Raw genomic sequence first — 22,646 nt, forward strand, 5'->3', positions numbered from 1 at the left:
TGAGCAGCGATGTGTGCCTTTTCCGCGGGAACAACACTCCGATGCCACGGTAAAGACCGCGGCATGACGAATTCTTACAGGTGGTCCTGCTCTTCTTCCGCCTGGATGGTCAGGCGGGCCACTTCGCGCTCGACGATGCGCTGAACAATGGTGGCCAGATGCGCGTCCAGCCATTCCTTCAGCATCGGACGCAGCAGCTCCTTCACCAGCTCCTCAAGGGTGCGCTGGCTGTTGCCCATCCCCATGGCGCGCGATCCGGCCACGGCGCTGGAAAGCTGGCCCAGATGGGCGGCGGCACGGCTGGCGGTCGGCTGCGACACCAGACCTTCGAATTCGCGGTCGTCGCGGACAACCTCGGTCAGTTCCAGAATGTCTTCGCGCGGCTGCGGTCGCGGAGCAGCCCGGCGCGGCGGCGGCGGAGGTGGCGGCGGCTCGTAGGCTGGTTCCAGCTCGAGCTCCGGTTCCGGAGCAGCGGCCATGACCGGTTCCGGCTCCGGCTCGAAGGCCGGTTCCGGCATCGGATCGGGTTCGAAAGCGGGCTCGGGTTCCGGCTCAGGCGCCGCCACCATCGGCTCAGGCTCGAATTCCGGCTCCGGTTCGGGCATGGGCGGCGGAGGCGGTTCCTCAGCAGGCGGCGCGGCTTGCTGATCGGCACCATCTTCGGAAATGATCCGCCGGATGGAGGCAAGGATTTCCTCCATCGTCGGTTCATTTTGACCAGCTTTAGGGTCGCTCATCCCCTTGCCCAAGAAAAACTGTTTCAATCACGACGCGTTGCATTGGCCACCTGAAACGTCGCAAGCCAATGCAGGCCCCACTGCGATTCAGCCGGGCCGAATCATTGCAGCACTATATGCGCGGCAAAGATAACCGAACTGTTAACCCGGGTTAAGGGAATTTTCCCAAATTCCCTTAATTCCAAGGTTTTCCCCGATTCGAGGCGATTCCCTAGTCGGCGGTCAGGCCGCCGTCGGTGCCAAACCACTTGTTGCGGACCCGGTCGTAATTCTCGATCGGATCGTAATATTCGACCGGCAGCGCAAGCTGGCGCGCCCCCAGACGGCCTATGGCGGACAGCAGGGTGAAGCCGGCGACATATTCGTCGCGGCGGGCACGGACTTCGGCCACGCGCGCGTCAAGGTATTCCTGCTCGGCATCCAGAACGTCCAGCGTGGTGCGCGAACCAACCTCAGCTTCCTGCTGCACGCCTTCCAGCGCGATGCGGGCGGCCTCGACCTGAGCGCGGCGGGCTTCGATATTCGAGCGCGCCGTGGTCAGGTTTTCCCAGGCCTGCACGACCGACTGGCGGACCGCGCGGCGCTGCTCTTCCACCTGGATGCGGCGCTGATTGTGAATCTGCTTGCGCTGACGCGTCTGGCTGTAGACCGAGCCGGACTCATAGAGCGGCACGGTGAGCTGCAGGCTGACGCGCGCGGAATCGGTTTCCAGATTGGCGCGCGAGGTCTCGTCGGCGCGGCTGAGCGAGCCGTTCAGCGACAGGCTGGGCAACAAGGCGCCGGAAATCGCGCGCACGTCATGCTTGGCGGCGACTTCACGGAAGCGCGCGCCGAGCAGATCTGGGTTTTCCTCATAAGCGATCGCCACCGCCTCTTCCTCGCTGCGCGGCAGTTCCGGCAGCGGCGGCGGCGGGGTCAGCGTGCCGGGCATCTCGCCGATTACGCGGGCCAGAACGGCGCGGGCCGAGACCAGCGCGCCTTCGGCAGAAATACGGCCAGCGACGGCGCCGCTCAGTCGCGATTCAGCCTGGGCAACGTCTGTGCGGGTGATCTCGCCGACGCGAAAGCGCTCGCGCGTGGCTTCCAACTGCCGGCGCAGCACCTCCTCGTTGTTGCGGTTGAGATCGAGCACGGCCTGGTTCTGCACCACGTCCATATAGGCCGTGACGGCATCGAGCAGGATGCGCCGCTCAGTGCTGGCCAGATCCTGACGGCCGGCGAGCACCAAGGCTTCGGCGGCTTCGGTCGCGGCCTCGGTACGGCCGCCGCGATACAGCGGCTGCGCCAGGTTCAGCGACAGTGAGCGCGGATTGATCGTGTCGTTCTGGAAGCTGGCCGATTGCGGATCGAACTCCTGGCGCAGGATGCCGGTCTCGCCGGTGACGCTGATGGTGGGGCGCCAGTTCGACAATGCCTGCGGCACGCCTTCATCGGTGGCGCGCAAGGAAGCGCGCGCTGCGAGCAGCGTCGGGTTGTTGTTGTAGGCCGCGCTCAGCACGTCGCTGAGGGACTGGGCCACAGCCGGCTGCACGGCGAGCGCGCAGATGCCAGCCATCGCCGAAGCAAGTAGGGCCTTTTTGAAGCTCATGACGAGTATCCGTTTCTTTTTCCGTTGCCCGCTAGTGACAGCGCCATGCCTTGCTCGTCTTCCCCGATACGCTTCTTTTTATGTACTCAGTATTTCGCCATGCTCGGGTCGATCTGCTCGGCCCAGGCATGAATACCCCCCGCAAGGTTGATCGCCTGCGGAAAACCGTTTTGACGCAACCAGCCGGTGACCTGACGGCTGCGGCCGCCATGATGACACATCACCACCAGCGGCCTGTCCTTCGGCAGTTCTGCGACCCGCTCGGGCACCTGACGCATCGGAATATGCTTCGCGCCTTCCAAGGCGACGGTCGCGACTTCCCAATCCTCGCGCACGTCCAGCACGGCCACATCCCGGCCGGCCTTGCGCCACGCATCGAGCTCGGTCACATCGATCTCAAGAGGTGCGGCGCTGGACATATGGCGCAGCAACCGCTCAGAACACGAAACCGGCGGGACGCTCAAAGCCCGGCAAGGGCCGCGTCCCGGCGTCGAACAGCACACGCTGCGGGAACAGGTTTCCTGCGCGCTTGACGATCACGGCCTGGCCGATCGGTGCTTCCGGCGGACGCACCACGCCGATCAGGCGGCCGCCATCGGCGAGCTGGTTCAGCAGGGTCTCGGAGATTTCCGGAATCGCGCCAGCCAGCAGAATGACATTGAACGGCCCCTGCTTGGCCAGACCTTCCTTCAGCGCGCCTTCGACCACCGCGACATTATCGAGGCCAAGGGACTGCAGGGTCTGGCTGGCCTGCTGCGCCAGGGCGGTATCAAATTCGAGACCAATGGCCGTATTCACGATCTTGGCGAGCACCGCGACGTCGTAGCCGGTAGCGCAGCCAATCACGAGCGCGATGTCCTGCGGCTGCAGCTCGGCTTCCTGCAGCAGGCGGGCCAGCACCATCGGCTCCATCAGGAAGCGGCCGGGCGCCACGGCGACGTCTTCATCCATATACGCCACGCCGCGATAGGGCTGCGGCACAAACTGCTCACGCGGCAAGGCCTCCATGGCATTGATCACCTGCTCGTCAATCACCTTGTTGGGACGAAGCTGGCTCAGCACCATCTGGCGACGGGCTTGGGCATATTGGCGATCGGCTTGGGCCATGGGTCGGATTCCGCGCTGGCTGTAACAGAAGATTGGCGCCGTTTATAATGCTGCAATGCGGCGAAAACAACGGTTCTATGATGGTTTAGCCGTGATCTGTGACATGCCGGGGCCGGAGCATTCGCCGTTACAAACCCTTGACCCCGCAGGCCGGTAACCCTTAGTAAGAGGCGCGCTCGCGAGGTCCGGTGGCGGAGTGGTGACGCAGCGGACTGCAAATCCGCGTACGCCGGTTCAATTCCGGCCCGGACCTCCAATTCCTTCCGTCCTCGTCTGGGCTGCCTAAACCGGTCTGCAAAGCCTATGAACGACCTGCCCCAATACCTTCAATCCGCTTGGTAAGCCCTTCCACCGCCAAGCCGTTATGGCTGCAGACAGTCTGTTATGCCTAACCTTTCGTTAAGCCGGATCGCGTAGCCTTCTTTCTGCCAAGGAGGGGCGATGAAGATCATCGGCTACGGCAAGACCGAGAAAATCGATCACCTGGTCAGCAAGGACATGCTGGACCGGGAATCGGCGCGCAAGCTGCAGAAGTTTCTCGAAGAAGTCGAGATGTCGATCTTCAACGCCAACCGCGAGGTGATCCGGAAGGCGGTGCCAGAACTGACCCGGGAATCCTTCATGGCCTTCAGCGTCCGCGTTGCCGAAGCCCGTGCCCGCTACATCAAGACGGCGCTGGAACTCGCCGCGATCCCCCATCCCTCGCCCGAGGAGATTGCCCGCCTGCGCGCCGCGCGCGAGGCCAATGACGAACTGGTGCAGGCTTTCGAGGCGACCAAGCGGATCATCGAACGCGGCTATACCCTGCTGCCGCGCTGAGCGTTCAACCACCAATCTCTGCGGCTATTCGCCTTATTAAGCGTTCGGCATCGCAATGCAGGCGGCGGGCCGCCTTGTGACGCGGCCCCGGACCGGGCATGATTTATAGGTCCATAGCCCTAGATCGTATGCCCATGTCGTCCCTGCCCGCCTCCATCGATGCCGTCGAAGCCCTGCTGAACCAGGGCGATTACGTGGCCGACCGCCCGCTGGCCACGGCGCTGTACCTCGCCCTGAAGATGGGCCGGCCACTGTTCCTGGAAGGCGAAGCCGGTGTCGGCAAGACCGAAATCGCCAAGGTGCTGGCGGCGACGCTGAACCGCAATCTGCTGCGGCTGCAATGCTATGAGGGCCTCGATCTGGCCTCGGCGGTCTATGAATGGAACTATCCGCGCCAGATGCTGGAAATCCGCCTGGCCGAAGCGACCGGCGAAGGCGACAAGGGCAGCCTGAGCCGCGATCTGTTCAGCCCGGACTTCCTGATCGAGCGGCCGCTGCTGCAGGCGCTGAAACCCGATCCGCTGGGGCCGCCGGTTCTGCTGATCGACGAACTCGACCGCACGGACGAGCCGTTCGAGGCCTATCTGCTGGAAGTCCTGTCGGATTATCAGATCACCATCCCCGAGATCGGCCCGATCAAGGCAGCCGAACCGCCGATCGTCATTATCACCTCCAACCGCACGCGTGAGATCCATGACGCGCTGAAGCGGCGCTGCCTTTATTACTGGGTGGATTATCCGAGCGCCGAGCGCGAGCTGGCGATCCTGAACCGCAAGGTGTCCGGCGCGCCGGAGCGCCTGAGCCGCGAGATTGTCGCCTTCATCCAGTATCTGCGCCAGACCGAGCTGTTCAAGCTGCCCGGCGTGGCGGAGACAATCGACTGGACCCGCGCGCTGGTCTTCCTCGACAAGGTCGCGCTCGATCCGGAAACGATCGACAACACGCTCGGCGTGCTGCTGAAGTATCAGGATGACATCGCGAAGATAAAAGGCTCCGAGGCAGCGGCGATCCTGCGGAAAGTGCAGCAGGACATGGCGGCGCTGGGAGTCTGAGGCGATGAACCTGCGGCCCGATCTGCCAGCAGGTGAACACGGCGCTTTTGCCGCCAATATCGTGCATTTCGTGCGTCTGCTGCGCGCCGCCGGGCTGCGGCTGGGACCTGGCAAGGCGCTCGATGCCGTGCGTGCGGTGGAAGCCGCCGGCATCCGCCGCCGCGACGATCTCTACTGGACCCTGTTTGCGGTCCTGGTGAACCGGCGCGATCAGCGCGAGCTCTTCGATCAGGCTTTCCATATCTTCTGGCGCGATCCAAAGATCATGGAACGCATGATGAGCCTGCTGCTGCCCGAGGCAGAGAGCACCGCCGAGCCGCAGAAGAACAGCGTTTCGCAGCGTCTTCGCCAGGCCCTGCTGCCCAATCGCGGAGACAGCCAGCCGAGCGGCGAGCAGAAGGAAGTCGAAATCGACGCCACCTTGACCTTCTCTGCCGACGAACTGCTGCAGAAGAAGGACTTCGCCGAGATGACGGCGGAAGAACTCGATCTGGCCAAGGCAGCGCTCGCCCGCATGGATTGGCCCTTCCGCCCGAACCGGACTCGCCGCATGAAACCCGATGTCCGCGGACACCGCGTCGATCTGCGCGCCAGCCTGCAAGCCTCGCTGCGCACCGGCGGCGCAATCATTCCGCTGAAGCGCAAAAGCCCGGGCGAACGTCCGCCGCCCTTGGTCGTGCTGTGCGACATCTCCGGCTCGATGAGCCAGTACAGCCGTATGTTCCTGCATTTCATGCATGCGCTGACCAACGACCGCGCGCGCGTGCATTCCTTCCTGTTCGGCACGCGGCTGACCAATGTCACACGCCTTTTGCGGCAGCGCGACGTCGACAAGGCGCTGGCATCGGTCAGTGAGCATGTGCCGGATTGGTCGGGTGGCACGCGCATCGGCGCCACCTTGGCAGAGTTCAACCGGCTGTGGTCGCGGCGGGTACTGGCGCAGGGCGCCGTGGTGCTGCTGGTGACCGATGGCCTGGACCGCGAGGGCGGCGAAGGCCTCGGGCGCGAAATGGAGCGGCTGCACAAATCCTCCCGCCGCCTGATCTGGCTCAATCCGCTGCTGCGCTGGGAGGGCTTCGAGCCGAAAGCGGCCGGTATCCGCGCCATCCTGCCCCATGTTGACGATTTCCGGCCGGTTCACAATCTTAACTCTATCGCCGATCTTGCCGCGGCGCTGAGCCATGACAGCGATGCCGGCAATCGGTGGCGGGAGAACATGAGGAGGATGGCGGCATGAACAGACAGCAGACTGACGACATCCTGGCCACAGCGCAGGCCTGGAAAGCCGCCGGCAAGGGCGTTGCGCTGGCCACGGTCGTGACCACCTGGGGCTCGGCCCCGCGCCCCGTGGGCAGCCAGCTCGTGGTCGACAATGAAGGCAAATTTTTGGGTTCGGTTTCCGGCGGCTGCATTGAAGGCGCCGTGGTCACGGAGGCGCTGGACGCCATCGCCGACGGCAAGCCGCGCCTGCTGGATTTCGGCGTGTCGGATGCGCAGGCCTGGGAAGTCGGGCTCGCCTGCGGCGGCAAGATTCAAGTCTATGTCGAGCGGCTGGACGGATGAAAAAGGAAATCCTCGACCAATTGCAGCAGGACCGCGCCCAAAAGCGCCCGGTGGTGCTGGCGACCTTCCTGAACACGGGTGAGCAGCGCCTGCTGTATCTCTATGGCAAGAAAGGCCTGAAGGACATCGATCCGCGCATCGGCGAAGCCGCCCGCGCCGCCCTTCTGGAAGACAAGCCGCGTACCATCGAGACCGAGCAAGGCCCTCTCTTCCTCAATGTGTTCAATCCGCCGCTGCGCCTCGTTCTGGTGGGTGCGGTGCATATCGCCCAGGCGCTCGTGCCGATGGCGCAGTTGGCCGGTTATGAAGTCATCGTCATCGATCCACGCAGCGCCTTCGGCTCGGCCGAACGCTTCCCCGGCGTGAGGCTGTCGAACGACTGGCCAGATGAGGCCATGGCGGAGATCAAGCCCGATCTGCGCACGGCAGTGGTGACGCTGACGCATGATCCGAAGATCGACGATCCGGCGCTGATCGCCGCGTTGAAATCGGATGTGTTCTATATCGGCGCGCTCGGCAGCAAGAAAACCCATGCCTCGCGGCTGGAGCGGCTGCTCGCCGCGGGCATTCCTGAGCATGAACTGGCGCGTATTCACGGTCCGGTCGGCCTGAGCATCGGCGCGAAATCGCCGGCCGAGATCGCGATATCGATCCTGGCGCAGATGACCGCCGCCCTGCGTCAGCCGGCCGAACGCAACCCAGTCACTGCCGCGGCCTGAGCGATGTTCTTTGGTCCAGTCCCGGTGCAAGCCGCTGCCGGCGGCATTCTCGCCCATAGCCTCAGCGCGGGCAGCCAACGCTTCAAGAAGGGCCGCGTCCTCAGCGCCGACGATATCGCTGCGCTGAAAGCCGCCGGGTACGAGCGGGTTCATATCGCCCGCCTGGAGGCGGACGACATGGCGGAGGATGAAGCCGCCGGACGCATTGCCGCAGCCGCAGCCGGACCGCATGCCCGAGTCGGTGCCGCCTTTACCGGTCGCGCCAATCTCTATGCCGAAAGCGCGGGCCTCGCCCGCATCGACACGCGCCGGCTGGACGAACTCAACGAACAGGATGAAGCGCTGACCATCGCCACGGTGCCGGATTACGACATGGTCGAACCCGGACAGATGCTGGCGACTGTCAAGATCATTCCCTTCGCCGCCCCGCGAAACGTGATCGAGCGCAGCGAAGCGATGCTGCAAGCGGCAGGTCCGCTGGTGCAGGTCGCGCCCTTCCAGCCGAAAGCCGCCGGCCTGATCCTGACCCGCGTGGCGGAAACAAAGGCCAGCGTACTGGTCAAGACCGAACAGGCCGTGGCGCAGCGTCTGGCGCTGATGGGCGGACGCATCGCTGCGATGCGGATTGTCGCCCATGATGAGGCGGCCGTGGCGGAAGCCATTGCAGAGCTGAAGGCGCAAGGCTGCGAGCCGATTTTGATCTTCGGCGCCTCGGCCACGGTCGACCGGCTCGACATGGTTCCGGCCGGCCTAGTGAGAGCGGGCGGCATGGTGGAGCATTTTGGCATGCCGGTCGATCCCGGCAACCTGCTGATGCTGGGCCGCCATGGCGATGTGCCGGTGGTCGGCGTGCCGGGCTGCGCCCGCTCACCCAAGCTCAATGGCTTCGACTGGGTGCTGCAGCGGCTTTGCGCCGGCATAGCGGTCCGGCGGCGCGACATCATGCGGATGGGCGCCGGCGGCCTGCTGAAGGAAATCCCCAGCCGCCCTATGCCGCGCGCGCAGACGGATGCCGCTTCGTCCGATACCGGCACCGCCCCTCGACGTCCCAAGATCGCCGCCATAATCCTGGCCGCCGGCATGTCGCGCCGCTTTGGCGACGGCCATAAGCTGCTGGCAGACCTGGAAGGCAAGCCGGTAATCCGCCATGTGACGGACGCCGTGCGCGCCTCTTCGACCCGGCCAATCCTGCTGGTGACCGGACACCAGGCCGATGCCGTCGTTGCCGCGGCCGGCAGCAACGACCTCACAGTTATCCACAACCCTTCTTATGCCGATGGCCTGGCCTCATCGCTGCGGGTTGGACTAGCGGCGCTGCCAGCAGGCCTGGATGGCGTCGTGGTCTGCCTGGGCGACATGCCCGATGTCGGCACGGCGGTGCTGGAAAAGCTGATTACCGCCTTCAATCCGGTCGAAGGACGGGCCATCTGCCTGCCCATCCACAATGGCAAGCGCGGCAACCCGACGTTGTGGGGCGCCCAATTCCTGCCCGACCTGCTCCGTCTGGAGGGGGATAGCGGCGCGCGCAGTCTGTTCGGCCCCTATGCGGATTGGATCTGCGAGGTGCCTGTGGATGATCCTGGCATCCTGCAGGACTACGATACCGAGGCCATGCTGGCCAACCGCCGCGCGGCGAAGCGATAGCCATGGAATCTTGGTTAATCGAATATTATCCCTATTCCGAGAATAACTAACTCATCTGGCTTTTGCCGATGCGTGGAATTTGTCATAGTGGATGGGGCCGCGGGGGCAAAAACTACGCTTAAATCGGCAGGTTGCCGCCCTCTCCACGACCGTTACCGGAGAAAGCGACCGTTTCGATGAGCGAAGCGATTATTCAGAACCAGCCGTCGTTCGACGACGAAAAGATGTTCACCGACTTTGACCGCTTGGTTCGCGGCAAGATTTTCGGTGGGCGTCTGGCCGCTGTCATCCAGTTCGTCAATCCAAAGACCTTCGAGCGCAACCGCGAGAGCTACAACATCGTTGTGCACTCGATCCGGTCGCTGATGTCAAAGTACGAAGGCACCTTTTACACGCTGCACGATTATTCGATTGTCCTGTTCGTCCGGTTGTCGGAGCGCTTTTTCGACCAGACCTTCGAAAAGCTGGTGCTGGAAATCGACGATATTCTGACCCGCAACAACGTCGCAATCGGCCTGACCCCGGAAGAAGCTGAGAATGCCGTTCGCTGGTACCGCTTCGACAGCCAGTTCGAGGAACTGCAGGAACTGGTGGATTCAATCCAGCAGCGCTACCGCACTTTCTCTGAACGCCGCAAGCGCCTGCTGGCCAAGGCGGGCACCGCCGCCGGCCAGGGCGAAGGCACGCCGCTGACCCCCGGCGCCCTGCAGCAGATCGACGACATCCTCAAGAAGGCCGACGTTTCCACCTTCATGAAGCGGCAGCCGGTGACGCTGTGCTACGGCAACCAGCCGCCGAAGCCGATTTTCCAGGAAATCTTCGTCGGCGTGAACGAGCTGCGCCAGGCCATTGCTCCGAACGTCAACCTGCGCGGCGCACGCTCGCTGTTTCATCATCTGACCCGTACGCTGGATGGCCGTGTTTTCCGCGCCCTGCTGGACGGCTACGTGACCCGCAACAGCGGTCCGTTCAGCATCAACGTGAATGTCAGCACCATCCTGAGCGACACGTTCCGCGAATTCGACAGCCGGATCGGCAATATCATCAAGAAAGAACAGATCATCATCGAGCTGCAGCGCTACGATGTGTTCTGGGATTTCGGCGAATACCAGCTCGCCTGCGAATTCCTGCACAATTCAGGCTATCGCCTGCTGATCGACGGCATCACGCCCGACCTGCTGCAGCTTTTCGGGCGCAAGGAACTCAAGGCCGATTTCATCAAGCTGTTCTATTTCCGTGACCGGCACGACGAGTGGATCGACAAGGAACTGGCCAGCAAGATCACCGAAACCGATGCCAACCGTGTCATCATGGCACGCTGCGAAACCGAGGAAGCGCTGAAAGCCGGCATGGCTGCAGGCATCCGCCTGTTCCAGGGCTGGCATATCGACAATCTGATCCGCGCCTCGCGTGAAGTGGTGAATTGAGCGGAACTCTTCGTTCTGCTCATCCGTTTAGTCGTCATCTCAGCATCGGTAGTTGCCTCATGTGGAACCGTTCCAGTCACAAGACATCTTCAAGCGAAGCCCAAAACCAGCCCACCGAGGTTCGCGCGCAGCCCGTGGCCGCGACCACGGGGAAGAAGGTTGGCTCGGCGAAGGATAACGAGAGGATCGAGAAGATCCTTGCCAGCATCGCCATTGACACTTCGCAGACCTTCAATGCGATGCTCGACTCCCTGATGGGCGACCGGCCCGTTGCGCATCACGAAAGCAGTCAGACCCGCGACTTCATCCTGACGATGTTCGACGAGATCCGTCAGGAGAGCAATCGCGACGCCGTGGTGCTGGCGCGCAAGTTCGCGGATATGTGCATGCGCGCCGCGGATCAGCTCAACGACAATCACCAGCGCACAGTGGCGCGCTGCGTCAGCGAATTGTTCGAGCAGTTTGCTGCCAAGCTCGATCATCGCGAACCTGCAAACACCAACTAAGCAATACCGGTTGAATTGCCGAAAGCGTGGGTTGGAAAAAGCCGCTTAAAGCGCTTTCGGTCGATACTGCTCCAGTTCTTCGAGGAAATTGCCGGCGATGCGTGCAGGATCGTCGCCGGTTACAGCCGTGAACAGCTTCGCATCCTCCGGTGACAGCCGTGAAATCGGCCGGATCAGACTGTCGAAGAGCAGATAGAATTCCCGATCCCCGAATGGCAGCGCCTGCCCCTCGAAAGGCCGTTCGACATAGACGGTCGAGGAAATGCCGACCGCGGTCGGATCGTGCTGCATGATTTTCATGAGCCAGTCGCGGCGCGTCTCGAAGACGCGGAAGGCCCGGATCACGCGGCCGATGACCCTATAGAAAATCTGCTTGGCCCGGGGATCCTCATAGAACTGGTCCCAGTCCAGATTGCCCGCACCGCGCTGGCGGATGTCTTCGGCGATAGCCGCCGCCTCTTCCGCCATCACATCGACATCGTCGCCGAACAGCGAGCGGACGAAGAAGAAGTAGTTGCCGATCAGCCGGCGATCGAGTTTTTCGTCGGCGAACAGCTTGTCCAGCGGATGGACCAGCAGACGCCCGAAGGCATTCACACGGGCGCCGCGGCGCTGGTCTTCCTCGATGACACGCAGCAGGACTTCATAAGAAGCGCGGTAGTAATGATCGTAGTCAGGCGATGTCTTCATCGCCTCGATCATCCGCTGCAGCACGTCCAGCTCGACGGTCTTGGCCCCCTGGACATGCATGCTGACGCCCTGCATCAGGGCATCCAGCAGCTTGTTCGCCATCTGCCGGAGGTAATCCGGCCCCCGGTTCAACACAATACGTTCCAAGCGATCCATAATACGTTTCGGCCGACTCAGTTTCCGACGCTCGCAGATTAAGCCGCGTCCAGGCGCGATGCGAGGCAAATTTTGTGGCAACTACAGCCACTTGGACACATTTTGTTAACCCTGTCGTTGCAATACAGGCGCCTCGCCATTAGAGTGCCGGACCCTTTTGCTTTTCGTGCTCCAATGAACTTCATTCTTACCCTCTCCTGTCACGACCGCCCCGGCATTGTCGCCGCCGTGTCCGGTTTTCTGGCCGAGCACCGTTTCAACATCCGCGATTCCGCGCAGTTCGGGGATGCCGAAACCGGCCTGTTCTTCATGCGCGTCAGCTTTGAGGATCTTGAGGGCGACCGCCCGGCAGAGACCGTGCGGGCCGCCTTCGCGCCGGTGGCCGCGCCTTTTGCCATGACCTGGGCGATCCATGACGAAGCCGCCAAGCCGCGGGTCCTGATCATGGTGTCGAAGTTCGGGCATTGCCTGAACGACCTGCTGTACCGCTATTCGATCGGGGCGCTGCCGGTAGAAATTCCCGCCATCGTCTCCAATCACCGCGATTGGTATCAGCGCGCCGCCGCCCACGACATTCCTTACTATCACTGGCCGGTGACGCCGGAGACCAAGGCGCAGCAGGAAGAGCGCCTGCTGGATCTGATCCAAACGGAGAAGATCGAGCTGGTCATCCTAGCCCGCTACATGCAGGTGCTGTCGCCCACGCTATGCCACGCGCTGGCGGGCAAGATCATCAATATCCACCATTCCTTCCTGCCCAGCTTCAAGGGCGCCAAGCCCTATCATCAGGCGCATGCGCGCGGCGTGAAGCTGATCGGCGCCACGGCGCATTACGTCACCGACGATCTGGATGAAGGGCCGATCATCGAGCAGGAAGTCGCCCGCGTGGATCACGCCTATTCGCCCGATCAGCTTGCTGCAACCGGCCGCGATATCGAAAGCCTGGTGCTGGCGCGCGCTGTGAAGTACCACGTCGAGCACCGCATTTTTCTCAACGGGCACAAGACCGTCGTCTTCCGGGGCTGATCCCTCCAAGCGTTTTCTTCGCAAACGCAATATCGCGCGAACGGGAAGATATCCCCCATTCGGGAACAGCTTCGCATAGCTGGCGTTTCGTAAACGACGCGAAGAGCTGACTTAGCTCCGCCGGCGCAACAAGTTACGCCCGAATTGGCGGCTGTTACAGCCCGCGGAAAATGCAGAGCCGATCGCTAGAAAATCCTGCAAGCGCAGACCGGGGATTTTCTGCTAATCTTGCATCAGGCTTCTCTACGGCGGTGAACACTTTGACTGACGCCGTGATCGATCGCCGGAACTTTCTCATCGCTGCTGCCGGCCTGGCGGCAGCGGGCGGGGCTGCCGATAGCCTCGCGCAGCAAAAACTCACGGAGCAGGAAAGTGTCGACCTGGCTCTGGCCCTGGCCGCGGATTGCTCAGGCAGCATCAAGCCAGAGCATTATGTGCTGCAGCAGCAAGGCTATGCCGATGCCTTCAGTCATAAGGATGTGATCAAGGCCATCCGCTCCGGCGCGCGCGGGCAGATCGCTGTCTGCTATTTCCAATGGTCGGGCTACAGCCTCCAGGGCGTGAACATCCCCTGGACTATTCTCTCATCCGACGACAGCATCGCGCGTTTCGTTGCGGCGCTGAGAGAAACCGAACGCAGCATCTTCAGCGGTGGCACGGCGCCCGCTGGCGCCATCGCCTTCGGCCAGAAGTTGCTGGGCGAACTGCCGGTGAAAGCCGAGCGCAAGGTGATCGATATCTCCGGCGATGGCCGCACCAATACCGGCCCGCCGCCCGATGAGGACCGCGCCAACGCCCTCGCCGCCGGCATCACGATCAACGGCCTGCCGATCCTGCATCTGGAGCCGGACATCGATGAGTATTACGAGAAGTATCTGATCGGCGGCCCTGGCGCCTTTATCGTCTCGGCGCGCGATTTCGACTCTTTCAAGGACGCGATCCGGCGCAAGCTGGTGCTGGAGATCGCGGGCCTGACCCCAGACGCCCCCAAACGCACATAAACTATTGCCGGTCGATATGGCCGAGATCGCGGTCGGGGTCCAAGCGATCCCGCACCAGTTGCTTCAGCGTTTTTACATCCGGGAAGCCGCCGTCGCGCTTGCGCTCCCAGATTAGCTCGTCTTCATATTCGATACGGAAAACCCCGCCGGTGGCAGGCACGAGAACCACCTCCCGCAGATCGTCGGCGAAGGTGGAGAGCAGTTCCTGAGCCATCCAGCCGGCCCGCAACAGCCACTGGCATTGCGTGCAATAGGTGATGGCGATCCGGGGTTTACGTGGCTGTGTCATGGCAGGCTTTCCACGGCAAAAACTCACTCGACCGCACCGCTGCCCAGGCTGCGGGCGATCTTCTTCAACAGCCGCAGCAGTGTCGCCCGCTCCGAGGGGCTGAGCGACGCCACGATATTGCGTTCATGCTGCAGCACCTTGGCATTCAGATCGTCCAGCAGCGCCTTGCCCTTCTCGCTCAGGGACAAGGCATAGGTGCGGCGGTCGGCGGCGGTGCGCTGGCGCAGAATCAGGCCGTTGCGCTCAAGCTGGTCCAGCGCCGGCGTCAGGGTGGACTTGTCCAGCCCCACGGCGCGGCTGAGATCGGTCTGGTTGATGCCGGGATTGTGCTTCAGCAGGGTCAGCAGGCTGAAGCGGCCGGGCGTCAGTTCGCCCATGCGGTCCGCCATGCGTCCGACAATCCTGGCGAAATCCTCGAAGACGGCAACCTGAGCAATGCGCAGGTTATAGCCGTAGTAGCCAGGCAGCGGCCCGCGGTCGATCTTGCGTGTTATGCCATTGCCGCGCGCCGTAACGTTGGCGGCGGCAGTCTTCGGTGCTTTTTGCGCTGCGGCTGTCGTGCGGCTCCTTGCCATGGCTCAATTCATATGGCTTGGCAGGAAAAGCGCAATGGCCGGGAATGCGACAAGAAGCGTCAGCCGGATCAGGTCGGCGATGATGAAAGGCATTACGCCCTTGTAGATCTCCCACAGGCTGACGTCGCGGGCGATGGAGTTGATCACGAAGACGTTGATTCCGATTGGCGGCATCACCATGCCGAGCGTGGTGACCATGACGATGATCACGCCGAACCAGATCGGATCGAAGCCAAGCTGCAGCATCACCGGATAGATGATCGGCACCGTCACCAGAATGATCGCCAGCTCGTCCATCAGGGCGCCGAGTATGAGATACATGATCAGGATCAGCACAAGCACGCCGTAAGGCCCGACCGGCAGCCCGGTCAGGAAATCGCTGACCTTCTGCGGCGTCTGGGTAATCACCAGGAAATAGCCGAACAGGAAAGCGCCGACGACGATGGTGAAGATAGCGGCCGAGGTCCGCACCGCCTCGATCAGGCTGTCGCGGATCTTCGGCCAGTCCAGCCGGCCGCGCAGGATGCCGATGATCAGCGCGCCGATTGCGCCGCAGCCAGCCGCCTCGGTGGCTGTGAACACGCCGCCATACATGCCGCCGACGATGCCGGCGAAGAGCAGTACGGTCGCCCAGACGTCGCGCAGCGAGACAAGCCGCTCCGACCAGCTCGATTTCGGGCCGCGCGGCATGATTTCGGGTCGCAGGATGCCGAGGATCTGGACAGTGATGATATAGAGAACGATCGCCAGCAGACCCGGCAGAATCCCGGAGATGAACAGCTTGCCGATGTCCTGCTCTGTGAGAATGCCATAGAGCGCAAAGACCACCGAAGGCGGGATCATGATGCCGAGCGTGCCGCCCGCAGCGATCACGCCGGTCGACAGGCCGGGATGATAGCCAAAGCGCCGCATCTCGGGCAGCGCCACATTCGTCATGGTCGCCGCCGTCGCGACCGACGAGCCGTTGATGGCGGCAAAGCCGGCGCAGGCCGCGACAGTGGCCATGGCCAGCCCGCCCCGGCGATGCCCCAACCATGCCTCGCAGGCGCGGAACAGCTCGCGGCTCATGCCGGCGGCGGTGGCGAAGCATCCCATCAGGATGAACATGGGAATGACGGCAAGATCGTAATCGGTCGCCACCCGGATCGGCGACTGGGCCAGAAGATTGAGCGCCGGATTGAACGCCGCCAGCAGGGCGAAACCACCTACCCCGACGATGCCCATGGCAACACCGACCGGCACACGGAGCAGCATCATCACAAAGAGCACGACGAAGCCGCCGATCGCCACGAAATCTTGATCCAACACCCGGCTAATTCCCCCTGTTGCCGATCAGCCTGATCAGGCGCAGCAGCAGTAAGATGCTGGCCAGCAGGATGCCGAGCGCGGCCAAGGCGTGGAATGGCCATACCGGCAGGCGCAAGTCGAAGGTCTGCTCCGAAGAGGCATAAACGCTGACCACCTTCGTTTGCAGCATCCAGGCAAACAGCGCAAAGAAGGCCAGCGTGATCACCGTCGCAATGACGTCGATCACCCACTTCCCCTTTCTGGGTAGCATCTCCCATAAACCGTCGACCTGGATATGGCGGTTGCGGAAACCGGCTGAGGCAATGCCCCAGAACATCGCCGTTCCCAGCAGCAGGCGTGAGAAATCGAAAGCGTCGGGAATGCCGTAATTGAACAGCCAGCGCGCCATCACCGCCGAGAAGGTCAGCAGCGCAATCCCGCCCAGCAGCAGGCCGGCAATCAACTCCACCTTGTCGATGAATCGGTTCATAGGACGAAGCCTATACCAGCAGAAGAACTACTCCCAAGAGAGGGATTAAGGCGGCTGCCGTTAGCCGGCAGCCGCCCTTTCTTCCCCCACTCGACAAGAGTTCCCGATCAGGACGCGGCCGCGTTGCGCTTCTTCAGCTCGGCCTTCAGCTCGTCCAGCGCCGTTTTGCCATCGACACCGACCTTCTTCACGTCTTCGTACCAGGCCTTGGTCATCTCGTCGGCAATCTTCTGCCAGGCAGCCATGTCGTCCGCGCTCGGCTTTACGGCCTCATGTCCGGGCAGCGCCAGCATCTTGGCCTTGCCCGATGCCTCGGCATCCGACCACCTGGTATTCACCTTCTCCGACCATTCCGAAGTGCAATGTTCATCCACCGCCTTCTGCTGCGCCGGAGAGAGCTTGGCATATGCGCCCTTGTTCATCGCCAGCACGAAGTTGCTGATGTAGAGCGGCACGTCGGTGTGATACTTCACCGCCTTGTCGATGCCGAAGATGAAGATGCTGTCCCACGGGAAAGTGAGCGCATCGGCCACACCGCGCTCCAGCGCATCGCGGGCTTCCGGCGCGGTCACCTGCACATTGGTACCCCCGGCCAGAGTGACAAGGCGGGCGACGGTTGCATTGCCGGGACGGATCTTCAGCCCTTTGACATCGTCGGGCTTGGCGATCTTGACCTTGCTGTGGAAGGTGCCAGGATCATGCACGAAGGTCATGCAGACCTTCACATCCGCCATCTCCTTCTCTGCGTATTTGCGATACCAGGCATCGATGGCGGCGGAGCCGGACTTGCCGTTGGAGAACAGGAACGGCAGTTCGCTACCGGCAATGATCGGGAAACGGCCCGGCGTATAACCCGGGTTGACGTAAGTGAGGTCGGCCACGCCGTCGCGCGCCATGTCGTAGTGATCCTTGGCGGCGCCCAGCTGCTGGGCCGGGAAAATCTGCAGTTTCACGGTGCCGTTGGTTGCTGCTTCCAGCGACTTGCCCCATTCCTGCCAGGAGGGATGCAGCGGATGCGCGGGCGGCAGCCAATGCGCAAGCCGCAGGGTCACCGTTTTGTCCTGCGCAACAGACTGGGATGGTGCAGCAACGGACAGCGTCGCCGCCACAGCAAGCGCGGCCGCTCCGGCGAAGACATGACGCGTCAATGCCGACTTTTGGTGAGCCATGGGTGTTTCCTCCGTGTCATGGGCTGGCCATGCGTTAGCGCTGACCGCCCTTGTTATGCGGGTTCAGCCTAGCAGTGGCCCCTGGGGGAGTCCAGATGATTTCGTTTGAAGTCCAACTAATCATTGACGCTTTCCCATGCCGGTGCGAGAATCGGAATAATGGGAGGAAACGATGGAACGCTCTTTCGCGAAAGAGATCCAATCACTTCGGCTTGGCGCCGGCGCCACCTTCCAGGGCGAAGGCATTCTCGCCGTAACCAAAGCGCTGCTGCAATCCGGGGTTTCCTATGTCGGCGGCTATCAGGGCGCGCCGGTCTCCCACCTGCTCGACGTTCTGGTGCAGGCACAGGACATCCTCGACGAACTCGGCATTCATCTTGAAACCTGCACCAACGAAGCCTCGGCGGCTGCACTGCTGGGCGCATCCATCAACTATCCTGCCCGCGGCGCGGTGACCTGGAAATCCATCGTTGGCACCAATGTTGCCTCCGATGCCTTGAGCAATCTTGCGTCTGCCGGCGTAATCGGCGGTGCACTGATCATCCTGGGCGAGGATTACGGCGAAGGCGCCAGCGTAATCCAGGAACGTAGCCATGCCTATGCGATGAAATCATCCATGTGGCTGCTCGATCCGCGGCCGGATCTGCCGACCATCACCCGCTGCGTCGAACAGGGGTTCGCACTGTCCGAAGCATCGAATACCCCGGTGATGATGGAGCTGCGCATCCGTGCCTGCCATGTCACCGGCGAATTCCCAGCCAAGGACAATGTGGCCGCGAAGGTCTCGCGCAATGCCCGCCTGACCGATCCCGCCAGTTTCAATTACGACCGCCTGTCGCATCCGCCCGCCACCTTTATGCAGGAGCGGCTAAAGCTGGAACGGCGCCTGCCGGCCGCGCAGGAATTCATCCAAGAACGCGGGCTGAATGAGCTGATACCCGGCGATCTGCAGGAGATCGGCATCATCGTGCAGGGCGGCCTGTACAACACCCTCAACCGCGCCCTGATGAACCTGAATTTGAGCGACGCCTTCGGCCGCAGCCGGGTGCCGCTTCTGGTGCTGAATGTCACCTACCCCCTGGTGCCCGGGCAGATCAGCCAGTTCTGCGCCGGAAAACGTGCCGTGCTGATGGTCGAGGAAGGCTCGCCCGAATATATCGAGCAGGCGATCCACACCATCCTGCGCAAGGCGGATATCAACACGCGGCTGCATGGCAAGGGCATGCTGCCTGCTGCTGGGGAATATACGATCGAGGCGCTGACCCGCGGTCTGCTTGCCTTCATCAAGGCCGAGCAGCCGCAGATCGATATCAGCACGGGCGAAGCCGGCTTCCAGACTGCGCTCGATACCCGCAGGGCAGCCCAAGCCCTGATCGGTCCCGATCTGCCGATGCGCCCGCCGACCTTCTGCACCGGCTGCCCCGAACGGCCGGTCTTTACCGCCATCAAGCTGGTGGAACGCCAGGTCGGCAAGCTGCATGTCGCAGCCGATATCGGCTGCCATGCCCTGGCGACCTTCGCGCCGTTCAGTTTGGGCAATTCGATCCTCGGCTATGGCATGTCGCTGGCTTCCGCCGCCGGTGTCGGGCCTCTGTCCAGCAAGCGTCCGCTGGCGATCATGGGCGATGGCGGCTTCTGGCATAACGGCGTGCTGAGCGGCGTCGCCTCCTCCATCTTCAATCGCGGCGACGGCGTGCTGGTGGTGATGCAGAACGGCTATACCTCGGCCACCGGCGTGCAATACCTGCCCTCTTCCACCGGCAACCGCCTGGATCATCAGCCCGGCGGTTCGGATATCGAGACCACGGTGAAGGCTCTGGGCGTGCGCTGGGTGCGCCGCATCCGCAGCTATAGCCTGCCCGAAATGGTAAAAAGCCTGCGCGAAGCGATGACGACGGCCCAGAAGGGCCTGAAGGTGATCATCGCCGATGGCGAATGCCAGCTTGCGCGCCAGCGACGCTTGCGGGTGACCGAAGCCGAAGCGCTGAAATCGGGTGAACGCGTCGTGCGGACGCGGTTCGGCATCGATGACAGCGTCTGCACCGGGGATCATTCCTGCATCCGGCTGTCCGGCTGCCCGTCTTTGACGATCAAGCTCAATCCCGATCCGCTGCGCAGCGATCCGGTCGCCTCGGTGATCAGCAGCTGCGTCGGATGCGGTCATTGCGGCGAGGTCGCCCATGCCGCAGTGCTGTGCCCCTCCTTCTACAAGACCGAGATCGTGCACAATCCGACCTGGTGGGACCGCCTGAGCGACCGCCTCCATCGCACGATCATCGGCTGGCTCAATGGCAAGCCGGCCGCCATCCAGCCGGCGGCAGGAGAATAGCCATGGCAAGCCGTCCGCTGTGCATCCTGATTGCCGCCATGGGCGGCGAAGGTGGCGGCGTGCTGACCGGCTGGATCACCGGCGCGGCGCAGCGCGCGGGCTATCCGGTTCAGGCGACTTCAATTCCCGGTGTCGCGCAACGCACCGGCGCGACCACCTATTACATCGAAATTTGGCCGGAGAAGACCACGCAGCGTCCGGTGATGAGCCTCAACCCGGCGCCGGGTCAGGTGGATGTGATGATCGCCAGCGAATTCGTCGAGGCCGGACGCGCCATCGCCAACGGCTTCGTGACGCCAGACCGCACCTTGCTGATCGCTTCCACCCATCGCGTCTTCGCCATAGCCGAGCGCAGCGCCATGGGCGATGGCCGCTACGATACCGGCCGGCTGTTTCGCGCAGCAAAGGAATTCGCCAGGCAGAGCATCCTGTTCGACATGGATGCCGCCGCAAAGGAATCCGGCAGCATCCTGAATGCCGTGCTGCTGGGCGCGCTGGCAGGCTCCGGCGCTTTGCCTATTTCGCCGGGGGATTTTGAAGCCGGAATCCGCATGGAAGGCAAAGCGGTGGACAGCAACCTTGCTGGCTATCGCTTCGGTCTCGCCCATGGCAAAGGCGACATCAGCGCCACCCGGGAGGCTGTCGCGCCATTGGCAACTCACGCACCGCTGTTTCTTGATCGGATCGGCAGGCTGCCCGCGGCGGCCCAGCGTTATGCCGCAGAAGGCGTGAAGCGTCTGATCGATTATCAGAACGACGCCTATGCCCGACTCTATCTCGACCGTCTCGACACAATCGCGGCATTGGGCGACGAGCCCTTGACCGCCGAAGCGGCGCGGCATCTGGCGCTGCGCATGAGTTTCGAGGATGTGGTACGGGTTGCGCAACTGAAGCTGAAGCCTGAGCGCTTTGTGGCCATCGAACGCGAAACGCGCGTAAAGGCCGGCCAGCCCTATGCCGTGGCCGATTACGTCAAGCCCGGTATCGAGGAGATCGCGTCCCTGCTGCCACCCTCCCTCGCCCGCTGGATCATCGATATGAGCGCGCGCCGCGGCTGGCTGGACAAGGTGCATTTCGGCATGACCGTGCGCAGCAATAGGCTTGGTGGCTATCTGCGCTTCCGGTTGCTGGCCGGCCTGCGGTCATGGCGGCAACGCAGTTTCCGATATCAGGAGGAACAGCGGCATATCGAGGACTGGCTGGACCTGATCCGCCGCGCGGCGGCGCTGGACATCCAGCTTGCCCGCGAGATCGTCGAATGCGCCCGGCTGATCAAAGGCTATGGCGATACCTTCAAGCGCGGGATGGGCAATTACCTTGCGATCCGCAAGGCGATCATCCTGCCCGCCCTCAGCGGCCATATCGCACCGGCACAGGCTGTCGAGGCCATTGTACAGGCCCGCACGGCAGCTTTGGCCGATCCGGAAGGCCAGTCGCTGACGAAGACGCTGGCCGGTTTCAGGGCTACGTTGCCGCTCTCTCAGGCGGCCGAATAATCAGAATCGGAAAGACACGCTGAGGGCGCCGAATTCGTCGTCGTCGTTCTGGCCGTCATATTCCCGCGTGCGCAGGACATACGTATAGGCAAAGCGCACGCCGTCGATGATCACTGCCAGGCCGAACTGGGCATCGCCGACCAGGACCTTCTTGTCCACGCTGCGGCTGTCGCGGAAAGTGTTGCCGTCGAGGAAGATGTTGTGCGCAACGGCGCGACCGTCGACGCCGGCAAACAGATACCAGCCGATGCTGCCAGCGCCGCGTTTTTCGAAATAGCCCGATCCCGGCAGGCTGGGCTGCACCCGCAGCGGACCGTAATCGGTCGGCAGGTTCTGGCCTAAACGCAGCATCAGCCCCGTATTGCCGTAGGTGAAGACATTGCCGAGCGCAAAGCCTGCATGTGGTGTGGCGTCGATGCCGAAATCCCAGGGCAGCTCAAGTTCCGGCGACTGCCAGCTACGCTGATAGGTGAACTGCACCGTCGGCTCGTTCTTGAGCTGCGTATCCCAGCCCTCGGCCAGGGGGGAATTGACGATGCGATGAACGAAATCCTGCGTCTCATGCGCAAGCGATGCCGGGCCAACCACGCCGAGGCTGAGCGATGCCTGATCGAGCACCGGACCGGTCCGCGCCACCACGCCGACCGAGCCATAGAGCCAGCCGGCATAAGGCCGGTCATTCGCCGGCGGATCGCGCAGCAGCTTGTTGGTCGCCGTATACATGCTTTGGCCCAGCGCGTATTCAATGCGGATATCGCTCTGGGCATTGAACATTGGCAATTGCAGCGCCAGGTCGCGCAGCCATGGCGGCTCGTCGCCCTTCGGCGTCAGATAGGTGAGACGAACGCCATTGGTGTAACGCCGGTCGGTGTCATAGAAGAGATCGTTCTCCAGCACGAAGCTCCAGATGCCTGCCGTATCCTGACCGGGGTCTTTCGCCTCTTGCGCAGCCACCAGGGGGGAGAAAGCGATCAAG

The 22,646-nt window shown here is 62.7% G+C and carries 23 protein-coding genes and 1 tRNA gene; 13 read left to right on the plus strand and 11 right to left on the minus strand.

Annotation, left to right across the window (positions count from 1 at the left end; genetic code table 11):
* Positions 1 to 74: 74 nt before the first annotated feature.
* The 4 genes from Q0603_RS10535 to Q0603_RS10550 all read right to left on the minus strand — a co-directional run bounded on the left by Q0603_RS10535 (position 75) and on the right by Q0603_RS10550 (position 3,432).
* A complete protein-coding gene (locus Q0603_RS10535) occupies positions 75 to 701 on the minus strand; it encodes a DUF2497 domain-containing protein (RefSeq protein WP_298725371.1) in 627 nt (208 codons plus the stop codon).
* Positions 702 to 948: 247 nt separating this feature from the next.
* Positions 949 to 2,325 (minus strand): TolC family outer membrane protein, encoded by a 1,377-nt coding sequence (locus tag Q0603_RS10540; RefSeq protein ID WP_298725373.1) that lies wholly within the window; start codon positions 2,323 to 2,325, stop codon positions 949 to 951.
* Between the two features lie 86 nt (positions 2,326 to 2,411).
* A complete protein-coding gene (locus Q0603_RS10545; RefSeq protein WP_298725375.1) occupies positions 2,412 to 2,744 on the minus strand; it encodes a rhodanese-like domain-containing protein in 333 nt (110 codons plus the stop codon).
* A gap of 16 nt (positions 2,745 to 2,760) precedes the next feature.
* Positions 2,761 to 3,432: a protein-L-isoaspartate O-methyltransferase gene (locus Q0603_RS10550; protein WP_298725377.1), complete on the minus strand. Its 672-nt coding sequence runs from the start codon at positions 3,430 to 3,432 to the stop codon at positions 2,761 to 2,763.
* A gap of 182 nt (positions 3,433 to 3,614) precedes the next feature.
* Between Q0603_RS10550 and Q0603_RS10555 the strand changes: the two genes are divergently transcribed.
* The 9 genes from Q0603_RS10555 (at position 3,615) to Q0603_RS10595 (ending at position 11,162) form a co-directional block, all read left to right on the plus strand.
* Positions 3,615 to 3,688, plus strand: a tRNA-Cys gene (locus tag Q0603_RS10555).
* Positions 3,689 to 3,873: 185 nt separating this feature from the next.
* Positions 3,874 to 4,251, plus strand: coding sequence for a hypothetical protein (locus tag Q0603_RS10560; protein ID WP_298725379.1), 378 nt, complete (start codon positions 3,874 to 3,876; stop codon positions 4,249 to 4,251).
* A 128-nt stretch (positions 4,252 to 4,379) separates the two neighbouring features.
* Positions 4,380 to 5,303 carry a MoxR family ATPase gene (locus tag Q0603_RS10565; protein ID WP_298725381.1) on the plus strand — a complete coding sequence of 308 codons (924 nt, stop codon included), beginning with the start codon at positions 4,380 to 4,382 and terminating at the stop codon, positions 5,301 to 5,303.
* Between the two features lie 4 nt (positions 5,304 to 5,307).
* Positions 5,308 to 6,540, plus strand: a complete 1,233-nt coding sequence (locus Q0603_RS10570; protein WP_298725383.1) for a VWA domain-containing protein — start codon at positions 5,308 to 5,310, stop codon at positions 6,538 to 6,540.
* Positions 6,537 to 6,866: an XdhC family protein gene (locus tag Q0603_RS10575; RefSeq protein ID WP_298725385.1), complete on the plus strand. Its 330-nt coding sequence runs from the start codon at positions 6,537 to 6,539 to the stop codon at positions 6,864 to 6,866. The genes Q0603_RS10570 and Q0603_RS10575 overlap by 4 nt, the downstream gene beginning before the upstream one ends.
* Positions 6,863 to 7,585, plus strand: coding sequence for an XdhC family protein (locus tag Q0603_RS10580; RefSeq protein WP_298725387.1), 723 nt, complete (start codon positions 6,863 to 6,865; stop codon positions 7,583 to 7,585). Before Q0603_RS10575 ends, Q0603_RS10580 begins: the two co-directional genes overlap by 4 nt.
* Before the next feature lie 24 nt (positions 7,586 to 7,609).
* Positions 7,610 to 9,229 (plus strand): molybdopterin-binding/glycosyltransferase family 2 protein, encoded by a 1,620-nt coding sequence (locus tag Q0603_RS10585; RefSeq protein WP_298725391.1) that lies wholly within the window; start codon positions 7,610 to 7,612, stop codon positions 9,227 to 9,229.
* Positions 9,230 to 9,405: 176 nt separating this feature from the next.
* Entirely contained in the window at positions 9,406 to 10,656 is a 1,251-nt protein-coding gene (locus Q0603_RS10590) for an EAL domain-containing protein (protein WP_298725393.1), read from the plus strand.
* A gap of 134 nt (positions 10,657 to 10,790) precedes the next feature.
* Positions 10,791 to 11,162, plus strand: coding sequence for a hypothetical protein (locus Q0603_RS10595; RefSeq protein ID WP_298725394.1), 372 nt, complete (start codon positions 10,791 to 10,793; stop codon positions 11,160 to 11,162).
* Between the two features lie 45 nt (positions 11,163 to 11,207).
* Here Q0603_RS10595 and Q0603_RS10600 read toward each other — a convergent pair whose 3' ends face one another.
* Positions 11,208 to 12,008 (minus strand): hypothetical protein, encoded by an 801-nt coding sequence (locus Q0603_RS10600; RefSeq protein WP_298725395.1) that lies wholly within the window; start codon positions 12,006 to 12,008, stop codon positions 11,208 to 11,210.
* Between the two features lie 174 nt (positions 12,009 to 12,182).
* On the opposite strand from Q0603_RS10600, the gene purU reads away from it, so the two are divergent.
* Complete coding sequence (gene purU, locus Q0603_RS10605) at positions 12,183 to 13,034, plus strand: formyltetrahydrofolate deformylase (RefSeq protein WP_298725397.1); 852 nt, start codon at positions 12,183 to 12,185, stop codon at positions 13,032 to 13,034.
* Between the two features lie 251 nt (positions 13,035 to 13,285).
* Positions 13,286 to 14,035 carry a DUF1194 domain-containing protein gene (locus tag Q0603_RS10610; protein ID WP_298725399.1) on the plus strand — a complete coding sequence of 250 codons (750 nt, stop codon included), beginning with the start codon at positions 13,286 to 13,288 and terminating at the stop codon, positions 14,033 to 14,035.
* Position 14,036: 1 nt separating this feature from the next.
* On the opposite strand, the gene Q0603_RS10615 is transcribed toward Q0603_RS10610, so the two are convergent.
* The 5 genes from Q0603_RS10615 to Q0603_RS10635 all read right to left on the minus strand — a co-directional run bounded on the left by Q0603_RS10615 (position 14,037) and on the right by Q0603_RS10635 (position 17,845).
* Positions 14,037 to 14,324: a SelT/SelW/SelH family protein gene (locus tag Q0603_RS10615; protein WP_298725400.1), complete on the minus strand. Its 288-nt coding sequence runs from the start codon at positions 14,322 to 14,324 to the stop codon at positions 14,037 to 14,039.
* Between the two features lie 23 nt (positions 14,325 to 14,347).
* Positions 14,348 to 14,899, minus strand: a complete 552-nt coding sequence (locus tag Q0603_RS10620; RefSeq protein ID WP_298725402.1) for a MarR family transcriptional regulator — start codon at positions 14,897 to 14,899, stop codon at positions 14,348 to 14,350.
* 3 nt (positions 14,900 to 14,902) lie between these two features.
* Positions 14,903 to 16,207 carry a TRAP transporter large permease gene (locus Q0603_RS10625; RefSeq protein WP_298725404.1) on the minus strand — a complete coding sequence of 435 codons (1,305 nt, stop codon included), beginning with the start codon at positions 16,205 to 16,207 and terminating at the stop codon, positions 14,903 to 14,905.
* A gap of 4 nt (positions 16,208 to 16,211) precedes the next feature.
* Positions 16,212 to 16,676 (minus strand): TRAP transporter small permease, encoded by a 465-nt coding sequence (locus Q0603_RS10630; RefSeq protein ID WP_298725406.1) that lies wholly within the window; start codon positions 16,674 to 16,676, stop codon positions 16,212 to 16,214.
* Between the two features lie 107 nt (positions 16,677 to 16,783).
* On the minus strand, positions 16,784 to 17,845 hold the full coding sequence (locus Q0603_RS10635; RefSeq protein ID WP_298725408.1) for a TRAP transporter substrate-binding protein: 1,062 nt from the start codon (positions 17,843 to 17,845) through the stop codon (positions 16,784 to 16,786).
* Positions 17,846 to 18,017: 172 nt separating this feature from the next.
* On the opposite strand from Q0603_RS10635, the gene Q0603_RS10640 reads away from it, so the two are divergent.
* A complete protein-coding gene (locus tag Q0603_RS10640; protein WP_298725409.1) occupies positions 18,018 to 20,174 on the plus strand; it encodes an indolepyruvate ferredoxin oxidoreductase subunit alpha in 2,157 nt (718 codons plus the stop codon).
* Positions 20,175 to 20,176: 2 nt separating this feature from the next.
* Positions 20,177 to 21,670, plus strand: a complete 1,494-nt coding sequence (locus Q0603_RS10645) for an indolepyruvate oxidoreductase subunit beta family protein (RefSeq protein ID WP_298725411.1) — start codon at positions 20,177 to 20,179, stop codon at positions 21,668 to 21,670.
* Here Q0603_RS10645 and Q0603_RS10650 read toward each other — a convergent pair whose 3' ends face one another.
* Positions 21,671 to 22,645: a lipid A deacylase LpxR family protein gene (locus Q0603_RS10650; protein ID WP_298725412.1), complete on the minus strand. Its 975-nt coding sequence runs from the start codon at positions 22,643 to 22,645 to the stop codon at positions 21,671 to 21,673.
* Position 22,646: the final 1 nt, after the last annotated feature.

The organism is uncultured Ferrovibrio sp., from assembly GCF_937960835.1.
Taxonomy (GTDB): Bacteria; Pseudomonadota; Alphaproteobacteria; order Ferrovibrionales; family Ferrovibrionaceae; genus Ferrovibrio.